The sequence below is a fragment of the uncultured Methanobrevibacter sp. genome (assembly GCF_947166415.1).
Lineage (GTDB): Archaea > Methanobacteriota > Methanobacteria > Methanobacteriales > Methanobacteriaceae > Methanocatella.
Window position 1 is genome coordinate 28,031 of the sequence record NZ_CAMVEE010000003.1, and the last position, 18,566, is coordinate 46,596.

Below are 18,566 nucleotides of genomic sequence, written 5' to 3' on the forward strand. Positions count from 1 at the left end.
AATAAGTGAGGTAAAATTTATGATTAATCCAGCAAGCAGAACAAAATCAATAGAATTATCACAGATAAGAAAAATGTTTGAAGTGACAAATCCTGATGCCATTAATTTAGGTATTGGGGAACCTGATTTTAATGTTCCTGAAAATATTAAGGATGCAATGAAAAGATCAATTGATGAGAATGATACCCATTACACATCAAATAAGGGAAACATTGAATTAAGGGAAGCTATTGTTGATAAGTTCAAAAAGGATAATGGAATCAAAACAAATCCAGACAACATCATTGTAACAGTCGGAGCCAGTGAAGCACTATTCATGTGTGCACAAGCGTTCATTGAAAAAGGGGATGAAGTGCTACTTTCAAATCCAAGTTTCCTATCATATGAAGCCTGTGTAAAAATAGCCAACGGAACAATAGTGCCCGTAGATTGTACAATGGAAAACGAATTCAAATTGAAAGCAGAGGATGTTCAAGAAAAAATAACTGATAAAACAAAAGCTATAGTATTGAATTCACCATCAAATCCTACTGGTGCAGTGATGGAAAAAGAGGACATCAAAGCAATAGCAGATTTGTCAATGGACCATAACTTTTTAATAATATCTGATGAAATCTATGAAAAAATCATTTATGATAAGAAGCATTATTCTCCTGCAAAATACAGTGATAATGTGATAACACTAAACGGATTTTCAAAAACCTATGCAATGACTGGATTAAGAATAGGTTACCTGACAGCAAATGAAACTTATACTGAAGAATTACTTAAAATACACCAATATAACATCGCATGCGCCAATACAACCGCTCAAAAAGGAGCATATGAAGCATTGACCGGACCTCAAGACGATGTGGAAAAAATGGTTAAAGAATTCCAAAGAAGGCGTGACTTGATTGTAAGTCGTTTGAACGCAATGGGCTATGAAACCGTAAATGCCGAAGGGGCATTCTATGTATTCCCTAAAATTGAAGATGAAAACTTTGTTCAGAAAGCGGCAAAAGCTGGAGTAATTACAGTTCCTGGAGCCGCATTTGGATCAAATGGAAAAGGACATGTGAGAATGTCCTATGCTAACTCCTATGAAAATATCGAAAAGGCAATGGATATCCTAGAGAGTGTCGTGAATGAATAATGTGAGGAATGAAAGCGGTAAAAAAGCAGCTATAGTGGCCATTGTTGCAAATTGCATCATGACAGTATTGAACATAACTGTTGGAATATTATCCGGAAGTTATGGTCTCGTATCTGAAGGGGCACATACATTATCTGATGTTGCAACATCCATTATCGCATTTGCAGGATTCAAAATAGGTCAAAAGCCTGCTGATAAAGAGCATCCGATTGGACATGGTCGTGCAGAAGCCATTAGCGGACTACTCATTGTAGTATTTTTAGCGGTAGTAAGCTATGAGATTATTTCAGGTGCAATCGTTAAAATTTATGATCCATCATTAATTACAATTCCAGATACATTCGCTGCTATAATGGCCACCATAGGAATTTTTGTCAACTATTCCATAAGCGAATATATCATAAAGATAGGAAAGGAAATCAAAAGCCCTGCAATTGTCGCAGATGGAAAACACCAAAAGACAGACATATTTTCATCTGTTGCCGTTTTGGTTGGAGTTGTCTTATCAAATATGGGTTTTTCAATACTTGACCCAATTGTAGGATTAGTAATTGGATTTTTAATTTTAAAAACAGCATATGAAATTGGAAAAGAGAATATTGACAACATCATGGGAAAAGTTCCATCACAGGAATTTATACAAAGAATTAAAAATGTTGCCGACAGCACCCCATATGCCCAAAATGCACATAACATTAAAGTAGATTACCTTGGATCTTATGCTGTAGTCAGTTTACATATTGAAATGGATGGAAACCGCACTTTGGATGAAACACACAAAATTGTGCATGTTATTGAAAATAATATAATTCAAGAGATTCCTGAAGTAAAATTCGTGAATGTTCATGCCTGCCCTATTGGATTAACATATGACCATGAACAAGAAATAGAAAAATAAAAGTAATAAAGCGCCGGGACGGGGATTTGAACCCCGGCGATCAAATGATCATCGGATTAGCAGTCCGACGCCGTACCAGGCTGGGCCATCCCGACATAATTAAAAAAACAATATACTAAATTATATGTAAAAACTTGTTTATAAAGTTAATTATTCATATAAATGGCGTGTTCAAAAGTGGACTAATCTCAAAAATATAAGTGATCTGAAAAACTCAGCTCCACCCCGGGATTCTACAAGCATTGAATGTTAACAGTAGAGCTGCTCCCTTCCGGGCCTGACCCGTTCCCATATCGAAGATGACTAATTTTTACCCTCCAGTAAAAACTTCATCACCACCAATCCTGTAGGACGAGGTTTCTATGCTGTTTTTTCCAGGCTTATACTCTCTTAAAAAGCCGCCTTTTGAACTTCAACCGCACCAAAGGGGGTGTGTGCTTACAGAGGACCCCTAACCCTCCGGTCTAGCCAATCATAATATATGAATTTAATGTTATATAAATTTATTGAAAAATGCACCACAAATGTGAAAAAATGTTAACGCTTCTTTTAAGTTAATGAAAATCCTGCACAATGCCCATATCATCCGATGGTTATGTGGCTGGAATCCAATATTTAAGATAACCTTCCCAAAAAAACCCCCCCATCAACTGAATGTTAAAACGCAAAATGATCAATTAAAAAAGCCAAACGAATGAAAAATTGATTAAAAAATGTAATAATTTGCTTATTAGAAAAAAATAATTTACAGTAACTAGCTTAAAAACTATTAAAACTGATAAAATAAAAAAATATGGGATAAAATTAGAATATCTCTTGAATAATATCCCCATCAGAAATAATTCCCACTAATTTATCATCTTCCATGACTGGAAGCTGATTTAAAATTCCTGAAGATGAAACACTACCTTTCATTAATTTAATGGCAGTTTCAAGACTGTCCTCTGGAGAAACAGTTATCACCGGTTTAATCATTATTTCTTCAACACTGGTACCTAATTCATACTTGTCTAAAATCAAGTTATGGCCCACATCTGTTGCGGTTATAATTCCAACTAACTCATCACCATCAACCACTGGAAGAGAGCTGATTTTATGTTTCATTAACTTTTCAAAAGCATAAACGACATCAGTATCTGAAGTAATGGTAACTACATCTGTTGTCATTATGTCTTTCACCTTCTTATCTATCATCTTCTATACCTCCGAATTTTTCAAGAATATCATTTACCATAATATCTATAGTATCGCTAATATCCACATTGTCGATTACACGAACATTATTAATTTTAGCCTGTTCCACTAAAAATTTTTGAGTTTTTCTGATTGTGTCAAAATTTTCCATGTACCTGTCAAGTGATCTTTTTACCCAAGGCTGCCTGCATCTTGAATAAAACCTTTGTTTATGGGATTCCTCATCATCTACAGTCAATGTGAAAATGATTATATTGTTGTTTTCCATCAAATCTTGCCTAATAAATCCCGGAACAACATGAACGCCTTCAATAATTGTACTGATACCCTCCTTTACTGAACGTTCAATAATGGCCTCGATACCTACATTCACAACATCAACATGGCTGATGAAACCTTCAATGATAGGGTCAACCCTGATTGGCGGCGTTCTTATGCTTTCATGTGCATCAAAGCTTGATTTATGGATAACCGGACTCAATTCCTTAGAAACAATCTTACGCATTACTTCACGAATCATATCTGTGCTTATAAGATTTTTCAGCCTTAATCTACTGGCCAATTCAAAAGCCATGGAAGAGGTTCCCACACCGGATGCACCCCCAATAAGAATAATCAAAGGCTTTTTAGAAACTCTAAGAGATCTCCAATTCTCATATTTTTTTGCAACTTTAGGATTGGTTCTTTTGAGATGATTCAAAACGACATTAGCCAGTTCATAACTTGAAATTTCATCAACATTGTCTTTTATCAATTCGCATTCTATGTCTGATGCAATGCCATATGCTCTTTCAGAACCAATATCTGCAACATTAAGTGAACGAGCTAAGATTCCTTTAGAAAAGGGCTCTTTATATTTCTCCCCATCCACATTTCCAGTAACCCATATCATGATAATCACAGTATAAAATATGATTAATTATTATAAATTACTCTTAAATAAAATTTGTTATTTGATTTTGGGATTAAATTAAATAAAAAAAAGAAAAAAATAGAGAATAAATAATTATTCATCTAATGAAATAATGCTTATATCATAATTGGAACCATCTTTAACATCGATTAAGACAGCACCGTTATCCTTAAGCATTCCAGGATTTGCAACATCTGTAGTGAATCCGATTTTACTAAGGGATTTTGCCTCATGAACATGCCCACATAGATTTATTTCAGGCTCGAACTCATGGATTGATTTTAAAATTCCTTGACTTCCAACATGTTCTCCGCTTTCAATCTTATCCGCTTCGGTGTTGTAAGGCGGAGCATGAGTAACTAATATCTTAACCTTAGGAACTTTATCATTGTATACATAATCATAATTGGCTAACAGTTCAAATACATCTCCGTATATCTTATTATCCTGAATTTCACCAGGAGTATTGAACGGAGTTTCATTGGAACCTCCATATCCAAATAAGATTGCATCACCATAAGCAATGATATTGTTGTGAAGACAGAATGAAACTTCATTAATAGCATTGCATATTCCTTTTGGGTCACAATTTCCAGGAATAGCTATTACATCCACATCGCAATCGGCAACTTTATTGATGAATGTTTCAACAAAATCCAAAGGACCGAAATTAGTAATATCTCCTAAAATTAAGACCAAATCTATGTCATTATTATTCAAATAGGTGTATAAATTTTCATTTTCTTCACCATGAACATCACTAATTGCTAAAATTTTAGTCATATTATCACCTTTATTGTTGTTCTAAAAAGAAAGATCCCATTTCTTTCAAACCTGCTTGTAAATCTGGTTTATCTCCATGCAATTCAATTGTCACATCATCATCAAATTCGATTATGAGACCGTTCCATTCAGCGATTTCCTGAACCCTTTCTTCAGCTAATGGAACCTTTAATGTGATTCTACCAGTAGTCAATCCCGGAGGGGAGTTTACAATAAATTGAGATCTTGAGTCAGAATATTCAAAAACTTCTTTTCCACGCATGACCTGCTTTAATAAATCAAGCCAATGGTCAACATACTCATCTCCTTCCTTCTCCGCAATAGTTAGGAGAGTTCCTTGAATAGTATTTAAAGACATCTCTGCATTAGCTAAACCATTGATTAAATCTGGATGGGAAGGATCTCTTTTATAAGAGCTAACAGTAGATCTAATTAATCCCATCTCAGGGTTAATTCCTTCAGGTATTTCATATCCCTTTTTATTTAAATCTGTGATAAGATGATGAAGAACTAACCAATTCTGTTCAGCGGGTAAGCTCATAAATGTCCACCTATAATTTTTAAAGTTGTGTGGTTAATTTTTGCATCTGCATCTTTTAATTCTCTTTCAATTTCACTAGTATTTTCATATGAATCTAAGAATAATACGTGGTGAGTTGAAGTGCCTGCAATATTTAAAATAGCGATTTCATCGCTTTGTTTAAGTTCTCTTTTTTCGATTGTTGCTTTAAATTGAACATATGGTTCATATTCTTCTGGAAGGTCAGAATATTTAAATATACCATCTAATGTTGCTAAAAACATAATTACACCTCGTAGTTATAATTTAATTAAGTTTATCTTATTAATCATATATAAAAGTACTTACGAATTATTCGCATATAATGAAACAAAAAATTGGTTGATAAAAAAAAGGTTATCAAAGATAACCTATATCCTAAATGTGTTTTCAAGGCCTAAATAAAAAAAATAAAAGGATTAAGAAATCCTTTATATTTATCTATTCACCTAATGCTTTTTTGATTGCAGGAGTTGCATCAATTCTTTGAGCATCGAAGGTTAATTCTTCTGCTGATAATCCCATAGCTAATCCGTATAATTGAGCTAAGTGGAATACAGGAATTGCAAAGTCAGTTCCGTATCTTTCGTTTACTTCGATTTGACCTTGGTCAAATTGTAAGTGACAGAAAGGACATACGTTAACAATTGCATCTACACCAGCAGCAGTCATGTGATCGAGTTTTTCTTTAGTGAAACTAGTAGTTACATCTAAGTCTCTGGATCTTAAACCTCCACCAGCACCACAGCACATCATTTTGTCTTTGTAGTCTACAGATTTAGCACCTGTAATTTCTACAAGGTCATCTAAGATGGATGGGTTTTCAGCATTGTCTTCAATACCAATAGTTTTGGTTGGTTTTAAGAAGTGGCAACCATAGTGAACTGCAACATTTAAGTCTAAAGGTTTTTCGATTAAGGATGCTAATTTTTCGAATCCAACATCGTCTCTTAAGATTTGAGCGAAGTGTTTTACGTTGATAGTTCCTTTGTATTCTCTTCCGATTTCAGCTAAGTTTGCGTTGATTTTTTCTTTTTTAGCTTCGTCTTCTTGTAACATGTGATTACATTCGAATAATGAACCGAAACATCCGTTACATTCAGTCATGATGTCAGCGCCCATGTCTTCAGCAAGAGTTAAGTTACGAGCTGCAATGGTAGCCCAGGTTTCTTCATCAAAAGAACCGAATACACCAGGAGCAGGACAACAAGATGCTCCTTCCATGTCTTTTAATTCAATATCTAATGCTTCAAATAATTTTCTGGTAGCTTTTTCAATACCAGGATAACGGTTGTTCATAATACAACCTAAGAAGTATGCAATTTCCATATTATAACTCTCCTCATTTATCTATTCTTTTAATCCGCCGGTTGCTTCATCATAACCAATTAATTCATCGAAACCGGTAAGTTTACATATTTTTTGTACTTCTTCTAATGCTTCAGGGAAAGCGTGAGTTGTAGGTGGAATTTCTGAAAGACCAATAGCTTTCCTTAATTCTTTAGTAGCATCGTTAATTGGTACACCGTGACCAGTATTCATTACAAATACACCAGTCATTTTGTGAGGTTTTGCCATGTAACCTGCGTGTGCAGCAATATTACGTGCTTTTTTGATAATTTCTACAATTTTAACACTTCTGAGGCATCTTTCTTGGCAGGTGTAACAAGTAGTACACATCCATAAAGCTTCATCAGCAATAACTTCTTCTTTTAATCCTAATAAACATTTTCTGACAATTTGTCTTACTTTGTATGGAGTTCTTCTTCCAGAAGGACAACTTCCACTACAAGTACCACATTGGAAACAGTGTTTTACAGTTTCGATTCCAGCATCGATGAACTCAGCAGTGAAATCTGGGTCACGATTACTATCATTTAATAATTCTTTATCAGTCAATAAAGTCATATTATCTCCTTTTGTATCTTTATTTGATTTTTCTTCAACTTTTTCTTTAACATCCTCTTTAATGGCCTCAACAGTTTCATGAACTTTTTCTTCAACCTCATGAACTTTTTCGGCAATTTCTTCTTCAATAACCTCGATGTCCTTTTTTAAAGTTGAATCTTTTTCATCATCTTTTGGTTCTTCAACTACTTCTTCTACTGTTTCTTCAACTACTTCCTCTTCAGGAGCAGCAGCTTCTTCAGGAGCAGCAGCTTCAGCACCAGAGATGACATCCTCATTTACATCTTCTACAGATGTAACTTCGACATCATCAGATGTGTTTGAAACATCAGTATTGATGTCTTCTTCTTCATTTTCTCCTTTAAATAGAGTTTTAAGACGATTTATAATAGACATTGAAAACACACCTCGGATAATCATTGGATAATTTCCTCAAATCCATACTAATACTCTTTAAAAATATATATATAAAGGTTACTAAAAAATTTGATTGTGTAACCTAAATGATTACACTTTTTAAAAAATTTTTATAAACCTAAAAACATAAATGATATAATATAACTGAATAGGAAAGACAAAATGATAAAAAAATTTGAAATAAAATCACATGACGGACCTGGAAGAATTGGCAAAATTGATGGCGATCTCACTCCAAAAATATTTTACAAAAAAGACATTAACATCGCCCCAACACAAGGATCTGCATATAACATCGACCGTGAAATTGCCGAGTTTAATGTAAAGGAAAGCTTAAGACTGGCCAGAGAACATGCTGAAACCTCCGATGTTGCTATCATACAGGGTTCAAAATATGTCGATTTAAGAATAGAATGCCTAAAACAGTTTGAAGAAATGGGATACAACGGATTCATAATAGCTAACGGCGATGCCCTTTTAACAAATCCTAAGGAACTGGTTGAAGTTGTAGTTTCACTCAAAAAAGAAGCTAAAAAAACAAGTTATTTCATTTTCCCATTTGCAGAACTTTCATTTATGCCTATTCTAGTGTATATGGGAATCGATGGATTTCTGGCAGATTCCACCAATTATTACAGTTATCTTAATGTCTTGCAAACACCAACAAAGTCTTATGACTTAAATACATACCCAATTTATGAAAATATAACTCAAGAAGAATTGGAGAAAAAGAATATTAAGAACATGGAATTTGTAATCCGTGAAATCCATGTGCATATGAAAAACAATTCATTGAGAAATCTAGTGGAAGAGAGATCCGGAACAACACCTCAGAACATCTCAACCTTGAAGATTCTTGACAGAACCCAAATGGACTATCTTCTTGAATTTACCCAATTATTTTAAATGAATCTATGATATTTTTGAATTGCCTCTCGGATTCCCCTGAAATGTCCAAGGTCCTTAATTCAAAAATATAAATATTTCTTTTTTCAATAAACACGTAAGTGTGGATGTCAAAATTAAGTTCTGGAGTATCCATATTGGCGTGCAGTTTGATTGCATCCATTCCGGCGATTTCAACAAAATCAGAAGCAAGGATTACACCCCCATCATCTGAAATCGCATCCTCCATGAAAATCTTATAATCGTCAAGAGTCGTAGCTGTCGGAAACATGACCGCATTGATTAGATTATCCTGACCCTTTGATAAAGTAGCGATACAATCAGGGTTTGATAGGATGTCTGCCTTTTCGACTTCCCAGTCTTCGGGATATTTGAAAGTGATTTTTCCGGAATTAAATGTTCTCATCAGTTATTCCTCTTTTTTTGATGAAATGTCTATTGTTTCGGGAGCGTCTTCAAAAGTGTCAATGTATTTGGAAAATGGCTCTGGAAGTTTTGGCATTACCTCTTTCAATATTTCAGCAGCATCAAGTTCCAAAGCTTGTCCTGATAGCAATTGTTCAACGTCGAAATTAAAATCAAATGGTTTGAGTAAATCATCAGTTGGCACTCTTAAATTGATTTTATTTTTGTTTAATATCATTTTAAGTGTACTTGTGTTTCTGATTTGCTCATTCATATCCTCAACAGTGCTTTTTATATCGTATGCTATAGCTTTATTCTTCTCATTTACTTCCTGTCTTGATTTTTCAATGGATTTTTCCAAATCCTTGACCAGAAGCGCATTTCTTCTGTTGATGTTGTCCCTCGCTTCGTCAATGACAACATTGATTGTATTCAGGATGGATTTGTTGAGCTCCACATTATATGCCAAAATCATTTTGTTTTTATAGTCAAGCTCCTTAAAAATAGCTACTCTTTCATCATCAATCTTTGTGATTTTTTTATTCAGCTCGTGAATTTCATCCTTGGCCTTCAGAAGTTCTTCCTTATCGTTTAACTGGTCTTTCAGGGAATCGACATCCTCAAAGAATGAACCCTTAAGGGACTGCATTTGGTCTTTTAAGGTAGCTATCTCTGCATCTTTGGCTTCGATAGTGTGATAAAATTCATCAAGCTTAGCATCACTAAACTGATTGTCGATTAGTTTTTGGTATTCCTCCTGTGCGAGAACTTTCACCAATTCATTATCTTCAAATGGATCTTCTTTTTTAAGACTGACCTGCTTTTGTTGAGATTCCTTTTCTACAGTGTTTCCGTCTTTATCCTTACTGGTATACTTTTTAGTGTAAACCCTAACTGTTCTAAATTCATCACTTTCCATTATTGACACCACTCTATAATAATAAGTTGATTCATTTAATTTAAATAGTTAAGTATTATAATCTTGAAAAAAAGAAAAAAGAAAGAAAAAAATTTAGATTATTTGCCTTCTTTTTCAATCCACAATAACATTGCCTCTTCAATTGCCTTTGAATACCATCCGGTTTTGAATAACATCTTAGAGGAGGCTAATCTTCGAAAATTCAAGTCAATGTCATTATTGATGCTAATGGTTACACGCTTGTTTTTAGACATACAATTAGATTGTGTGAAGTAGTTAATAAATGAGTTAGTGTTTTTTCAGGGCAGTTTTGGATATGAAACTGAAAATTGGACTTCAATCATTTTTCATCATCAAAATAGTTGTTATATTCTAATGATTGGATTGTGCTTTCAAGTTTATCCAAACTATTATCATTATCTGCAATGTTTGAATACAAAAGCCCTAAAGAATAGTTGCCTATACTTTCCAATATCGGAATGACAATACCCAGATAAATTAAAAATCCGACATATGGAATCAGCATCAGCCATGATGAAATATATGAAACGACAATCATCAATATTACCATGAATATAACCCATTTGATTATATTGAAAATCCCGATATTCCTAATGTCACTGACTACCTTATGAACCTTTAAGGCCTCGGATAAACTGTTGAAATAAGCCAATCTTGCCTTTGCAAAAAACAATAATATTTCAAATACGACATAAGTGATTAAAACTACGAATATCATTAATATTAGAGTCAGCAAAAAGCTGTGAACCTTTATATCGGCAAGCATTCCAATGCTTGATACTCCCATTGTAGACAAAACTACATAAAATACCGCAGCAGGCACGATCATATATACAATTCTCAAGACCAGCACCCTAATGGTATCATATATGTTCTTTCCAAAATCTATGGAAGGAAACATGGAAGATTCATTCAATCCTATGTTGACGATGGACAAAAGATATCCTGGCACAATAAGAATAAATGCAAAAAATGCAATTGCCCCAATGGTTAAAACATACTTATTGTCATAGATCAATCCAATTGGAATGAAAGAAAACAAGATAAATAGGATAAAAAGTATTGGTAATTTCTTGAGATTTCTAAAAGGATATTTTAATGAATTTGATATGATTTTGCCGATGTTCATAACTACATCCCCCATAAGTTCAGGAATTAATGAAAAATATTATAATTATCTCATCATAATACTATTTACACTGGCCATTATTAACTCTTTTGCTAAACACATTGAATTTGTAGAGAACGGACCCAATATAATTCCATTATTCTACCATCGTTTCCTCATCAAATCGTAAAAGAAATTTTTCTGTTCAATGCTAATAATTCTCGCCTATCCATCCCTGATTAATATCGGGATATCCGCACTCCTCGCAATAACCGTCAAAGTATGGTGCTCCGCATGAAGGGCATTCACTGTATGAATAACTACTGTAAGAATGTCTATCTATGCTACTTTTTTCGCTGAGGACATTCCTGTTTGTTGTTGTGTTGCTGGAAGAATTGCTATCACTAGAACAGCAAGCTGAAACAACCAATATGAAAAGGATTATGATTACAACCCAACCGACCATGTTTTCACCTGCTCTACAATATATGTTTAAGAGTATATTAAGTTATAGTATTTATATGGCATTATTGTGTAAAAAATGAATTTGACCTCATCACATATCATTGCTATTTGAAAATGTTTCCTGATGCGAAAATTTAAATATGAAAAATAACTATTGTTATATTAGAAAATATGTGAAACATATTTTTAATACAATGAACAAAAAAATGAAAAAGTTTAATATTTATGTCAAAAAATATAAATAAAAATTAATCAATATAATTATAAGTAAATAAAATATATGGATGAAATAATGACAGACACAATAAAAATTTTAACAATCCAAGACGTATCTTGCTATGGCCAGTGCTCAATTACCGTTGCACTACCTATAATTTCAGCTTTCGGAATAGAAACAGCAGTATTGCCTTCCGCAGTTTTATCAACACACACATCAGGCTTTTCAGAGTACACTGTTAGAGACTTGACAGAAGACCTCCCTGCAATCAGGGAACACTGGGAAAAGGAAGGAATTTACTTTGATGCAATATACACAGGATTTATCAGCTCAATGCAGCAAGTCGATTACATAAAAGACATCATTGATTCAAGATTAAAACCAAATGGAGTTGTTTTTGTCGACCCTGCTATGGCAGACCATGGCGAATTCTACAATGGATTTGACCAGGAGTTTGCAGATAAGATGGGTGAACTTTGTAAAACAGGAGATTACGTCCTTCCAAATACAACAGAAGCATGTTACCTTTTACATAAACCTTGGAAAGAGGAATTCACAAAAGAAGAAATGCTTGAAATGGCCAATGAGCTTTCTGCATTCACAAAAAAACATGTCATATTAAAAGGTGACACACACAAAACTGACAAATTGGGAATGATTATTCTTGATAAGGATGAACCTTCAACTACTGAATTCGTATACAATGATAAAGTAAATCACGTATCCCACGGAACCGGTGACGTCTTTGCTTCAGCCTTTGTCGGATCAATCATGAACGGCAAAACTCCATCCTGCGCTGCAAAAATTGCAGGAGAGTTTACCAAAGAGGCAATAGCAAAAACAGTAGGAGACGATACACATACTTATGGCGTCAAATTCGAACAGGTAATTCCATCTATTCAGGAATTATTGAAATCATGTTAATCATTAACATGATTACCTAATCTTTTATTTATTCGCATTTCCTGGAAAGCCTAAACGGGTTTGCGAATATAAAAATTCTTTTTTTTTAAAACGGCAGGTTTTTTTCAGAAATTCTCATTTTCAGTTGCTCATAATCAGAGGAAATTACAGAAACCTTCTCACCATCAATACTCGCCGTATAAATCCATGACCCATCAACTGATTTGATTTCATATTCTGGAATTTCAAGTGTTTTATCATAATCCAAATCAAAATTGAGGCCATTGCTCTTCATTATGGTTAAATAAAAATTTTTAAAGTCAGGGTTTCCCTTTTGACCTTCAATAAACCACTTCATAACCAACCTCAAATCAACACCGACATTAAAAGCCGCTTTAACAATGGAGTTATGTAAATTATACTCATTTAAAACTAGTAACATTTCTTTTTTAAGGTGAATAAAACTATAACAGGAATGTTTTAACTGTTCATGCAACAATTTTGATTTTAAAGAATTGTTTGCACGTTCCAAATCATTTAGTCGTTTGTAAAATGATATCTTCTTCACCTCTAAAATTCTTCCTTTTCACTTAATCCCTTATGAATAGTTTATTTATTACAACTATATAAATATGAAACCCTAAAATCACCAAACAAGTAAAAAATGACATTCATTTATGACATTGTATAAAAATGGCCATAAATTTTACCTAAATTTAGATAAAATCCATGATTTTATGAGTACTGGAAATATGTCACCAAAATATCGATGAACAAAATAATAACAATACAATATGATTACTGAAAAATAAAATAAAAACATTTAAATATAATTAAAATATAACTAATATACGATATGAAAAAAAATTCATGTCATTATGGGAACATCAACCATTTTATAATCTCCAAAATGTTTAGAATATGTTTCATTAGGAAGTAGTTGATGACACTACTTCCCAACTCCCCCCCTTTTTATAAATTAAATTTCATTTAATATTTCAGGGTCTGCTCCAGCTATCTCAACCAGATATTCGGCTTCGACAATGTGAAGTTTTGATGGAATTACGATGCAATGGAGCGGTCCTCCGAAATCATAATCAATCAATTCGGATATTTTGCCTGCTTTTACAATAACATCCTTAGATCCGACACGTGCAATACCCATGGCTAAGGTATCTTCGGTGATTGCACCTTCACGGTCCAAATCTTTTTTAATGCTCATCAAATATTCCAATCCCTGATTGATAGTCATGTAACGGTCTTTGTGAGCCTGAATATCAAGTAAAACAAGAGTATGCAAATTCATGGCTAAATTTTCTTCAATAGCTTCATAAGGGGACTTAGGGTAAAAATTATAATCTGGAAATGGGATTGTGGTAACTTTGCCAAATTTATAACCTTGCAGACCTGAAATTGCCGGCGCGGAAGATAAAATGGAAGAGCCGTGGATGACTTCATATTCTATTCCCTTTTTGGAACACTGCACCAAAAAATCGCTATGAGTAGTGGCAATCAAAGGATCTCCACCAGTGATTAATGCCACATCCTGAGTTTTGGCCTCTTCAATAAATTTGCTTTCCTCTTCAACTTCGCCCCTGACCAAAATCTCAATCTTTTGACCTATCAGCTCTTCAATAGCTTCAAAGCTTGAACCGAACAGTCTTGATGTGAAAAATTCAGCATAAATCTTATCAACATTTCTTAAACATTCTAACCCTTTTAGGCTAATATCCTTTTCATCAAATAAACCTAAACCCACTAAATAAAACATATAGATTATATAATAATTTAAACATAATAAACTTTATGAAATGTGTAAAAGTTCCATTAAAAGAATTAAACGATACCCGCATAAAATTAATGGAAGAAGGCTTAATGAATATGGAATACAGAATTAAAGCCTGTGATGAATTCGGATATATCCCCATCAATGAGGATGTTGACGGTTATGAAATAGCAGATGTGGAATTGGAGGTAATGAAAAAGGTCCCCCATAATTTTGCAGAACTGCTGAAGGACGACTTGACTTCACAAGAAATTGAAAACTTGAGAACATCCTTTGACACCATAGGCGATGTTGTAATTTTGGAAATTCCAGATGATTTGCAGGATAAAAAGCAAAAAATAGGTGATGCGGCACTTGAATTTACAAAAAGAAAAGCCATTTACATGAAAAAAAGCGCAATTAAAGGGACAACCAGAATCAGGGATTTGGAGTTTCTATCCGGGGTCGATGATTCTGTTACAATTCACAAGGAACATGGCGCAAGACTGAAGTTGGATGTTCGGGAAGTGTATTTTTCACCGAGACTTGCCACTGAGCGCAAAAGGGTAATGGAAAGCGTTGGAGATGGTGAAAGAATCCTTGACATGTTCTGTGGAATAGGTCCGTTTCCTATTGTCATTGCAAAAAATAAAAAAGTTGAAATCACAGCAGTGGACATCAATGAAGCTGCCATAAAATATCTGAATGAAAACATTGAACTGAATAAGCTGAAAGGTTCTATCAAAACATACTGCGGAGATGTTAGGGAAGTCAGCAAATCATTTAACTTGAAATTTGATAGAATTATAATGAACTTGCCCGGCCTCGCATATACTTTCCTTGATGTTGCCGTTGATTTAATTGAAGATGATGGAATAATCAATTATTATGAATTTTCCGACTCATATGAACAGGGAATAAAACGATTAAGTGATGCATGTGCCCAGGCAGGATGCGAAGTTGAAATCATCAATACAAGAAAAGTAAAATCAACCAGCCCTGGAGAATGGCATGTCGCCATCGACGGAAAAATAAAAAAAGAATAGTCCATTAAGGACTAATAAAATCTTGTAAATATTGCAAGAACCAATGTAGCTGCAAAGCCAACTGCAAAGACCATCACATATTTATCGAACATCTCTTTTTCAAATGGATTTTTTCTTAACTGGACAATAATCGGAATCAATGCAAGCAATGGAATGAAATATCTCATATGCACTTCAACCATCATGTTTCCAACATTAGCCCAAGTCAATAATTGCACAAAGAATGTTCCTAAGTAAACTATTATGAAAACAGCCAATGCACCTAATTTGGCTTTCAAGTCAAATTTGAAATCGCTTGGATATACAAGCAATACAATTGCCAGAAATATCGCCAATAGAACATTGATAAATCTGAATCTCACAAAGCTTTCAGGAGTCCAATAATCGAAATTGAACAATTCGCTTAGCATGTCCCAAGGCCCGGTTGTGAGCGTGTGTTTTAAGAATACCAATATCTGTGACGGATTGTGCAATAGGAAATCCAGCTGTTTTGCTGAATCCACATAATTCAGTGAAGATCTCCAGGAATGCATTAATGCCGGAGTTGAATATCTGCTCCACAGGACTCCAATGGCTGCAACTGCAAGGATGCCTAGCAATATAACTAAAACATTATACCTTTTGAAATTCCTTTTAGGAACTAACAGCAATAGGAATATGAATGCCAGATAAGGCAGCTTACAAAGGCCCAATAACAAACAGATGACAGAATAAATCGCCACATACTTATTGTCAAGGGACTTTTCATCTGATTTGTACATGTACATGAAGTAAGCGATGGCAAGTAATCCTAAAGCAAATATCATCGGATCAATGCTTACTGATGCTGACTGATACAGCGCCACGGGAATGCACGCAATTGCTATAATCGGAATCTTCAGGCAAGAAGCCTTTTTTACTGCAAGTGAAACAACACCCGCATAGAATATCATATTGAAAATTCTTCCTAGCCATAAAATCCATATTACATTCAAATCCAATAGCTTGGCAATGAAAATTCCTATGCCCTGAGGCAAGTAACCGTAGAACGGATTCTGTTCAAATGCTGAACCCCTCATGTAAACAGACTGATTTATCTTATCAGTATCATGGTCCGTTTGGAAAACTGTCAATGTCCTGTTTTTCTCATAAAAGTACATGCTTCCAATAGTGTTAAATCCAACTCCATTATTCATGAGTTTGCTTCTTTCACCGCTGGAAGCGTTATACAATCTGTCTATACCCTTCTCATCACCAATCCAATCAGGGAAAATGGCTCCCTCAGAGGTTATTTCTGCACGGGTAAGGTGTTCCAGTTCATCAACATGATGACAAATCGGCACTGCCAAACAGCAAATCAAACCAAATGCCAGAATCGTTACAAATGCAACCTTATGTAATTCATCATCACTGCTATGCATAAAATAATAAACAATACAAAATACTCCAAGCAATGCAACAAACAGAAGCACCAATATTTGAAACTTCATGTGCATTACATCATAGCCGTACACGGTTGAAAACCATGTGACCAGAATAAAAACCAAATATATTAACCAATATTTTTTAGAGGCTAATAGATTATCTTTAAAATTTACCAAATTCTCCGAAATATTTGACATTTTAAACCCCTAAATAAAATCTTTTCCATAAAACATGACCCTTCTTGCTAAGAAGTTCCAAAACAATACTATGATTGCGGCGATTACTTTTGAAATCAAGTAATACAGTCCAACAATGTCAGTAAAGAAGTACAATAGAATTTCCGTGAATCCCAGACCTATTGTACTGATTAAAATGAATAAATTAAATTCCAAAACCTTATTTTGAATGTTGTCCTGATTGAATACCCATTTAGTGCTCATGAGATAATTAACCAGAACGGATATTATGAATGACAATACTGCTGAAATCAAATAATAAATTCCGCAGATATCGCTGAAGAAATACAAGAAAAAGAAATCCACAACAAATGCAGTCCCACCTACAAAGATATATCTAAACAATTGAAGGAAAATATCGTCTGTGGGGTCTCTGAACAATTTATCAATCAATTTAATCCTCTTTCAATTCATTTAATAAAATTAAGTGATGCTGTAAATTTTCAGCATGCTGCCTTTTAAGCACATGCAAAACTACACCTGTAAAGAATGTTATGGCAGCAACGATGACCACTGTGGAAATTGCAATTAAAGTTGGAATCTTAACTACATAACCTGTATAGATAAACTTGATCAAAATTGGGAAAAAGTGTATTCCCGCAATTATCAAAAGTACAAAAGAAAGCAATGAGAAGAATAAAAGAGGTCTTTTATCACGAATTAAAGCAAAAATCATCATAATTACTTTAAATCCATCACTGTAAGTGTTCAATTTTGATTCGCTTCCTTCAATACGGTCACGATATTGTATTGGGATTTCGACTATGTTGAAATTATTCATTAAAGCGAAAACGCTCATTTCAGTTTCAATTTCAAACTCGTTGGATGAAATTGGGAATGACTTTACAAAATCATAGCTGAAAGCCCTCATTCCAGTCATAATGTCATGCAAATCGCTTTTGAAGAATAGATTGATGAATTTCCTAACAAGCTTATTTCCTGTGTTATGGAAACGCCTGTCATTTTCCTCAAAATAGGTTGAAGATAACCTATCACCAATAACCATGTCGGCCTTTCCGGACAAAATAAGCTCTTCAAATTCCATCACACTTTCGACAGGATATGTATCATCACCGTCAACCATAATATAACAATCTGCTTTAATATCACGAAACATAGCCCTGACTACATTACCCTTTCCCTGCTTATATTCATATTTAACGATAGCTCCGGCATTTCTGGCAATTTCATCAGTTCCATCTGTTGAATTGTTATCATAAACATAAACATCAGCATGAGGCAATGTTTCCCTGAAATCTTTAACCACTTTCTCTATAGTGGCAGATTCATTATAGCATGGAATTATGACCACGGTTTTCATTAAATTCAACTCAATTAACTATTTAGAATAAGAATTAACATTA

General features: G+C 34.1%; 22 protein-coding genes, 1 tRNA gene and 1 other RNA gene. 5 read left to right on the forward strand and 19 right to left on the reverse strand.

Features of this window, described 5'->3' with window-relative positions; translation table 11 throughout:
• Positions 1 to 19: 19 nt before the first annotated feature.
• Positions 20 to 1,135, forward strand: coding sequence for a pyridoxal phosphate-dependent aminotransferase (locus Q0W25_RS00955; protein ID WP_298517751.1), 1,116 nt, complete (start codon positions 20 to 22; stop codon positions 1,133 to 1,135).
• A complete protein-coding gene (locus Q0W25_RS00960) occupies positions 1,128 to 2,033 on the forward strand; it encodes a cation diffusion facilitator family transporter (RefSeq protein ID WP_298517754.1) in 906 nt (301 codons plus the stop codon). The genes Q0W25_RS00955 and Q0W25_RS00960 overlap by 8 nt, the downstream gene beginning before the upstream one ends.
• Before the next feature lie 11 nt (positions 2,034 to 2,044).
• On the opposite strand, the gene Q0W25_RS00965 is transcribed toward Q0W25_RS00960, so the two are convergent.
• The 9 genes from Q0W25_RS00965 to hdrC form a co-directional block, all read right to left on the reverse strand.
• Positions 2,045 to 2,128 (reverse strand) — tRNA-Ser (locus tag Q0W25_RS00965).
• A gap of 64 nt (positions 2,129 to 2,192) precedes the next feature.
• An RNA gene (ffs, locus tag Q0W25_RS00970) (signal recognition particle sRNA) lies at positions 2,193 to 2,508 on the reverse strand.
• Positions 2,509 to 2,837: 329 nt separating this feature from the next.
• Complete coding sequence (locus tag Q0W25_RS00975; protein ID WP_298517756.1) at positions 2,838 to 3,227, reverse strand: CBS domain-containing protein; 390 nt, start codon at positions 3,225 to 3,227, stop codon at positions 2,838 to 2,840.
• Complete coding sequence (locus Q0W25_RS00980; RefSeq protein WP_298517759.1) at positions 3,217 to 4,119, reverse strand: 2-phosphoglycerate kinase; 903 nt, start codon at positions 4,117 to 4,119, stop codon at positions 3,217 to 3,219. The genes Q0W25_RS00975 and Q0W25_RS00980 overlap by 11 nt, the downstream gene beginning before the upstream one ends.
• 114 nt (positions 4,120 to 4,233) lie before the next feature.
• Complete coding sequence (locus Q0W25_RS00985; protein WP_297828428.1) at positions 4,234 to 4,923, reverse strand: metallophosphoesterase; 690 nt, start codon at positions 4,921 to 4,923, stop codon at positions 4,234 to 4,236.
• Positions 4,924 to 4,933: 10 nt separating this feature from the next.
• On the reverse strand, positions 4,934 to 5,464 hold the full coding sequence (locus Q0W25_RS00990) for a DUF2096 domain-containing protein (RefSeq protein WP_298517763.1): 531 nt from the start codon (positions 5,462 to 5,464) through the stop codon (positions 4,934 to 4,936).
• Entirely contained in the window at positions 5,461 to 5,727 is a 267-nt protein-coding gene (locus Q0W25_RS00995) for a DUF749 domain-containing protein (protein WP_298517766.1), read from the reverse strand. Before Q0W25_RS00995 ends, Q0W25_RS00990 begins: the two co-directional genes overlap by 4 nt.
• A 196-nt stretch (positions 5,728 to 5,923) precedes the next feature.
• Complete coding sequence (gene hdrB / locus Q0W25_RS01000) at positions 5,924 to 6,811, reverse strand: CoB--CoM heterodisulfide reductase subunit B (RefSeq protein ID WP_298517769.1); 888 nt, start codon at positions 6,809 to 6,811, stop codon at positions 5,924 to 5,926.
• Positions 6,812 to 6,832: 21 nt separating this feature from the next.
• On the reverse strand, positions 6,833 to 7,786 hold the full coding sequence (gene hdrC, locus Q0W25_RS01005; RefSeq protein WP_298517772.1) for a CoB--CoM heterodisulfide reductase subunit C: 954 nt from the start codon (positions 7,784 to 7,786) through the stop codon (positions 6,833 to 6,835).
• A 183-nt stretch (positions 7,787 to 7,969) separates the two neighbouring features.
• On the opposite strand from hdrC, the gene Q0W25_RS01010 reads away from it, so the two are divergent.
• The gene (locus tag Q0W25_RS01010; protein WP_298517775.1) at positions 7,970 to 8,713 is read left to right on the forward strand and encodes an archaeosine tRNA-ribosyltransferase; all 744 of its coding nucleotides are present in this window, start codon (positions 7,970 to 7,972) and stop codon (positions 8,711 to 8,713) included.
• Here Q0W25_RS01010 and Q0W25_RS01015 read toward each other — a convergent pair.
• From Q0W25_RS01015 to Q0W25_RS01035, 5 genes are all read right to left on the reverse strand, one after another.
• Positions 8,697 to 9,119 carry a PsbP-related protein gene (locus Q0W25_RS01015; protein WP_297827153.1) on the reverse strand — a complete coding sequence of 141 codons (423 nt, stop codon included), beginning with the start codon at positions 9,117 to 9,119 and terminating at the stop codon, positions 8,697 to 8,699. The genes Q0W25_RS01010 and Q0W25_RS01015 overlap by 17 nt on opposite strands.
• Positions 9,120 to 9,122: 3 nt before the next feature.
• The gene (locus tag Q0W25_RS01020) at positions 9,123 to 10,037 is read right to left on the reverse strand and encodes a hypothetical protein (RefSeq protein WP_298517779.1); all 915 of its coding nucleotides are present in this window, start codon (positions 10,035 to 10,037) and stop codon (positions 9,123 to 9,125) included.
• A gap of 98 nt (positions 10,038 to 10,135) precedes the next feature.
• The gene (locus Q0W25_RS01025; protein WP_297827147.1) at positions 10,136 to 10,291 is read right to left on the reverse strand and encodes a hypothetical protein; all 156 of its coding nucleotides are present in this window, start codon (positions 10,289 to 10,291) and stop codon (positions 10,136 to 10,138) included.
• Positions 10,292 to 10,377: 86 nt separating this feature from the next.
• Positions 10,378 to 11,187, reverse strand: coding sequence for a DUF4013 domain-containing protein (locus Q0W25_RS01030; protein ID WP_298517783.1), 810 nt, complete (start codon positions 11,185 to 11,187; stop codon positions 10,378 to 10,380).
• Positions 11,188 to 11,377: 190 nt separating this feature from the next.
• On the reverse strand, positions 11,378 to 11,632 hold the full coding sequence (locus tag Q0W25_RS01035; RefSeq protein WP_298517786.1) for a hypothetical protein: 255 nt from the start codon (positions 11,630 to 11,632) through the stop codon (positions 11,378 to 11,380).
• 279 nt (positions 11,633 to 11,911) lie between these two features.
• On the opposite strand from Q0W25_RS01035, the gene Q0W25_RS01040 reads away from it, so the two are divergent.
• Entirely contained in the window at positions 11,912 to 12,772 is an 861-nt protein-coding gene (locus Q0W25_RS01040) for a pyridoxamine kinase (protein WP_298517789.1), read from the forward strand.
• Between the two features lie 85 nt (positions 12,773 to 12,857).
• Here Q0W25_RS01040 and Q0W25_RS01045 read toward each other — a convergent pair whose 3' ends face one another.
• The gene (locus Q0W25_RS01045; RefSeq protein ID WP_298517792.1) at positions 12,858 to 13,193 is read right to left on the reverse strand and encodes a hypothetical protein; all 336 of its coding nucleotides are present in this window, start codon (positions 13,191 to 13,193) and stop codon (positions 12,858 to 12,860) included.
• A gap of 537 nt (positions 13,194 to 13,730) precedes the next feature.
• Positions 13,731 to 14,522, reverse strand: coding sequence for a diphthine synthase (dph5, locus tag Q0W25_RS01050; RefSeq protein WP_297827130.1), 792 nt, complete (start codon positions 14,520 to 14,522; stop codon positions 13,731 to 13,733).
• Between the two features lie 35 nt (positions 14,523 to 14,557).
• Here dph5 and Q0W25_RS01055 point away from each other — a divergent pair, with 35 nt between their 5' ends.
• On the forward strand, positions 14,558 to 15,562 hold the full coding sequence (locus Q0W25_RS01055) for a class I SAM-dependent methyltransferase family protein (protein ID WP_298517796.1): 1,005 nt from the start codon (positions 14,558 to 14,560) through the stop codon (positions 15,560 to 15,562).
• Between the two features lie 11 nt (positions 15,563 to 15,573).
• Here the strand turns inward: Q0W25_RS01055 and Q0W25_RS01060 are convergent, their stop codons facing one another.
• From Q0W25_RS01060 to Q0W25_RS01070, 3 genes are all read right to left on the reverse strand, one after another.
• On the reverse strand, positions 15,574 to 17,088 hold the full coding sequence (locus tag Q0W25_RS01060) for a DUF2142 domain-containing protein (RefSeq protein ID WP_298517799.1): 1,515 nt from the start codon (positions 17,086 to 17,088) through the stop codon (positions 15,574 to 15,576).
• A gap of 84 nt (positions 17,089 to 17,172) precedes the next feature.
• Positions 17,173 to 17,601 (reverse strand): GtrA family protein, encoded by a 429-nt coding sequence (locus tag Q0W25_RS01065; RefSeq protein WP_367269925.1) that lies wholly within the window; start codon positions 17,599 to 17,601, stop codon positions 17,173 to 17,175.
• Positions 17,597 to 18,523 (reverse strand): glycosyltransferase family 2 protein, encoded by a 927-nt coding sequence (locus Q0W25_RS01070; RefSeq protein ID WP_298517802.1) that lies wholly within the window; start codon positions 18,521 to 18,523, stop codon positions 17,597 to 17,599. The genes Q0W25_RS01065 and Q0W25_RS01070 overlap by 5 nt, the downstream gene beginning before the upstream one ends.
• Between the last annotated feature and the right edge of the window lie 43 nt (positions 18,524 to 18,566).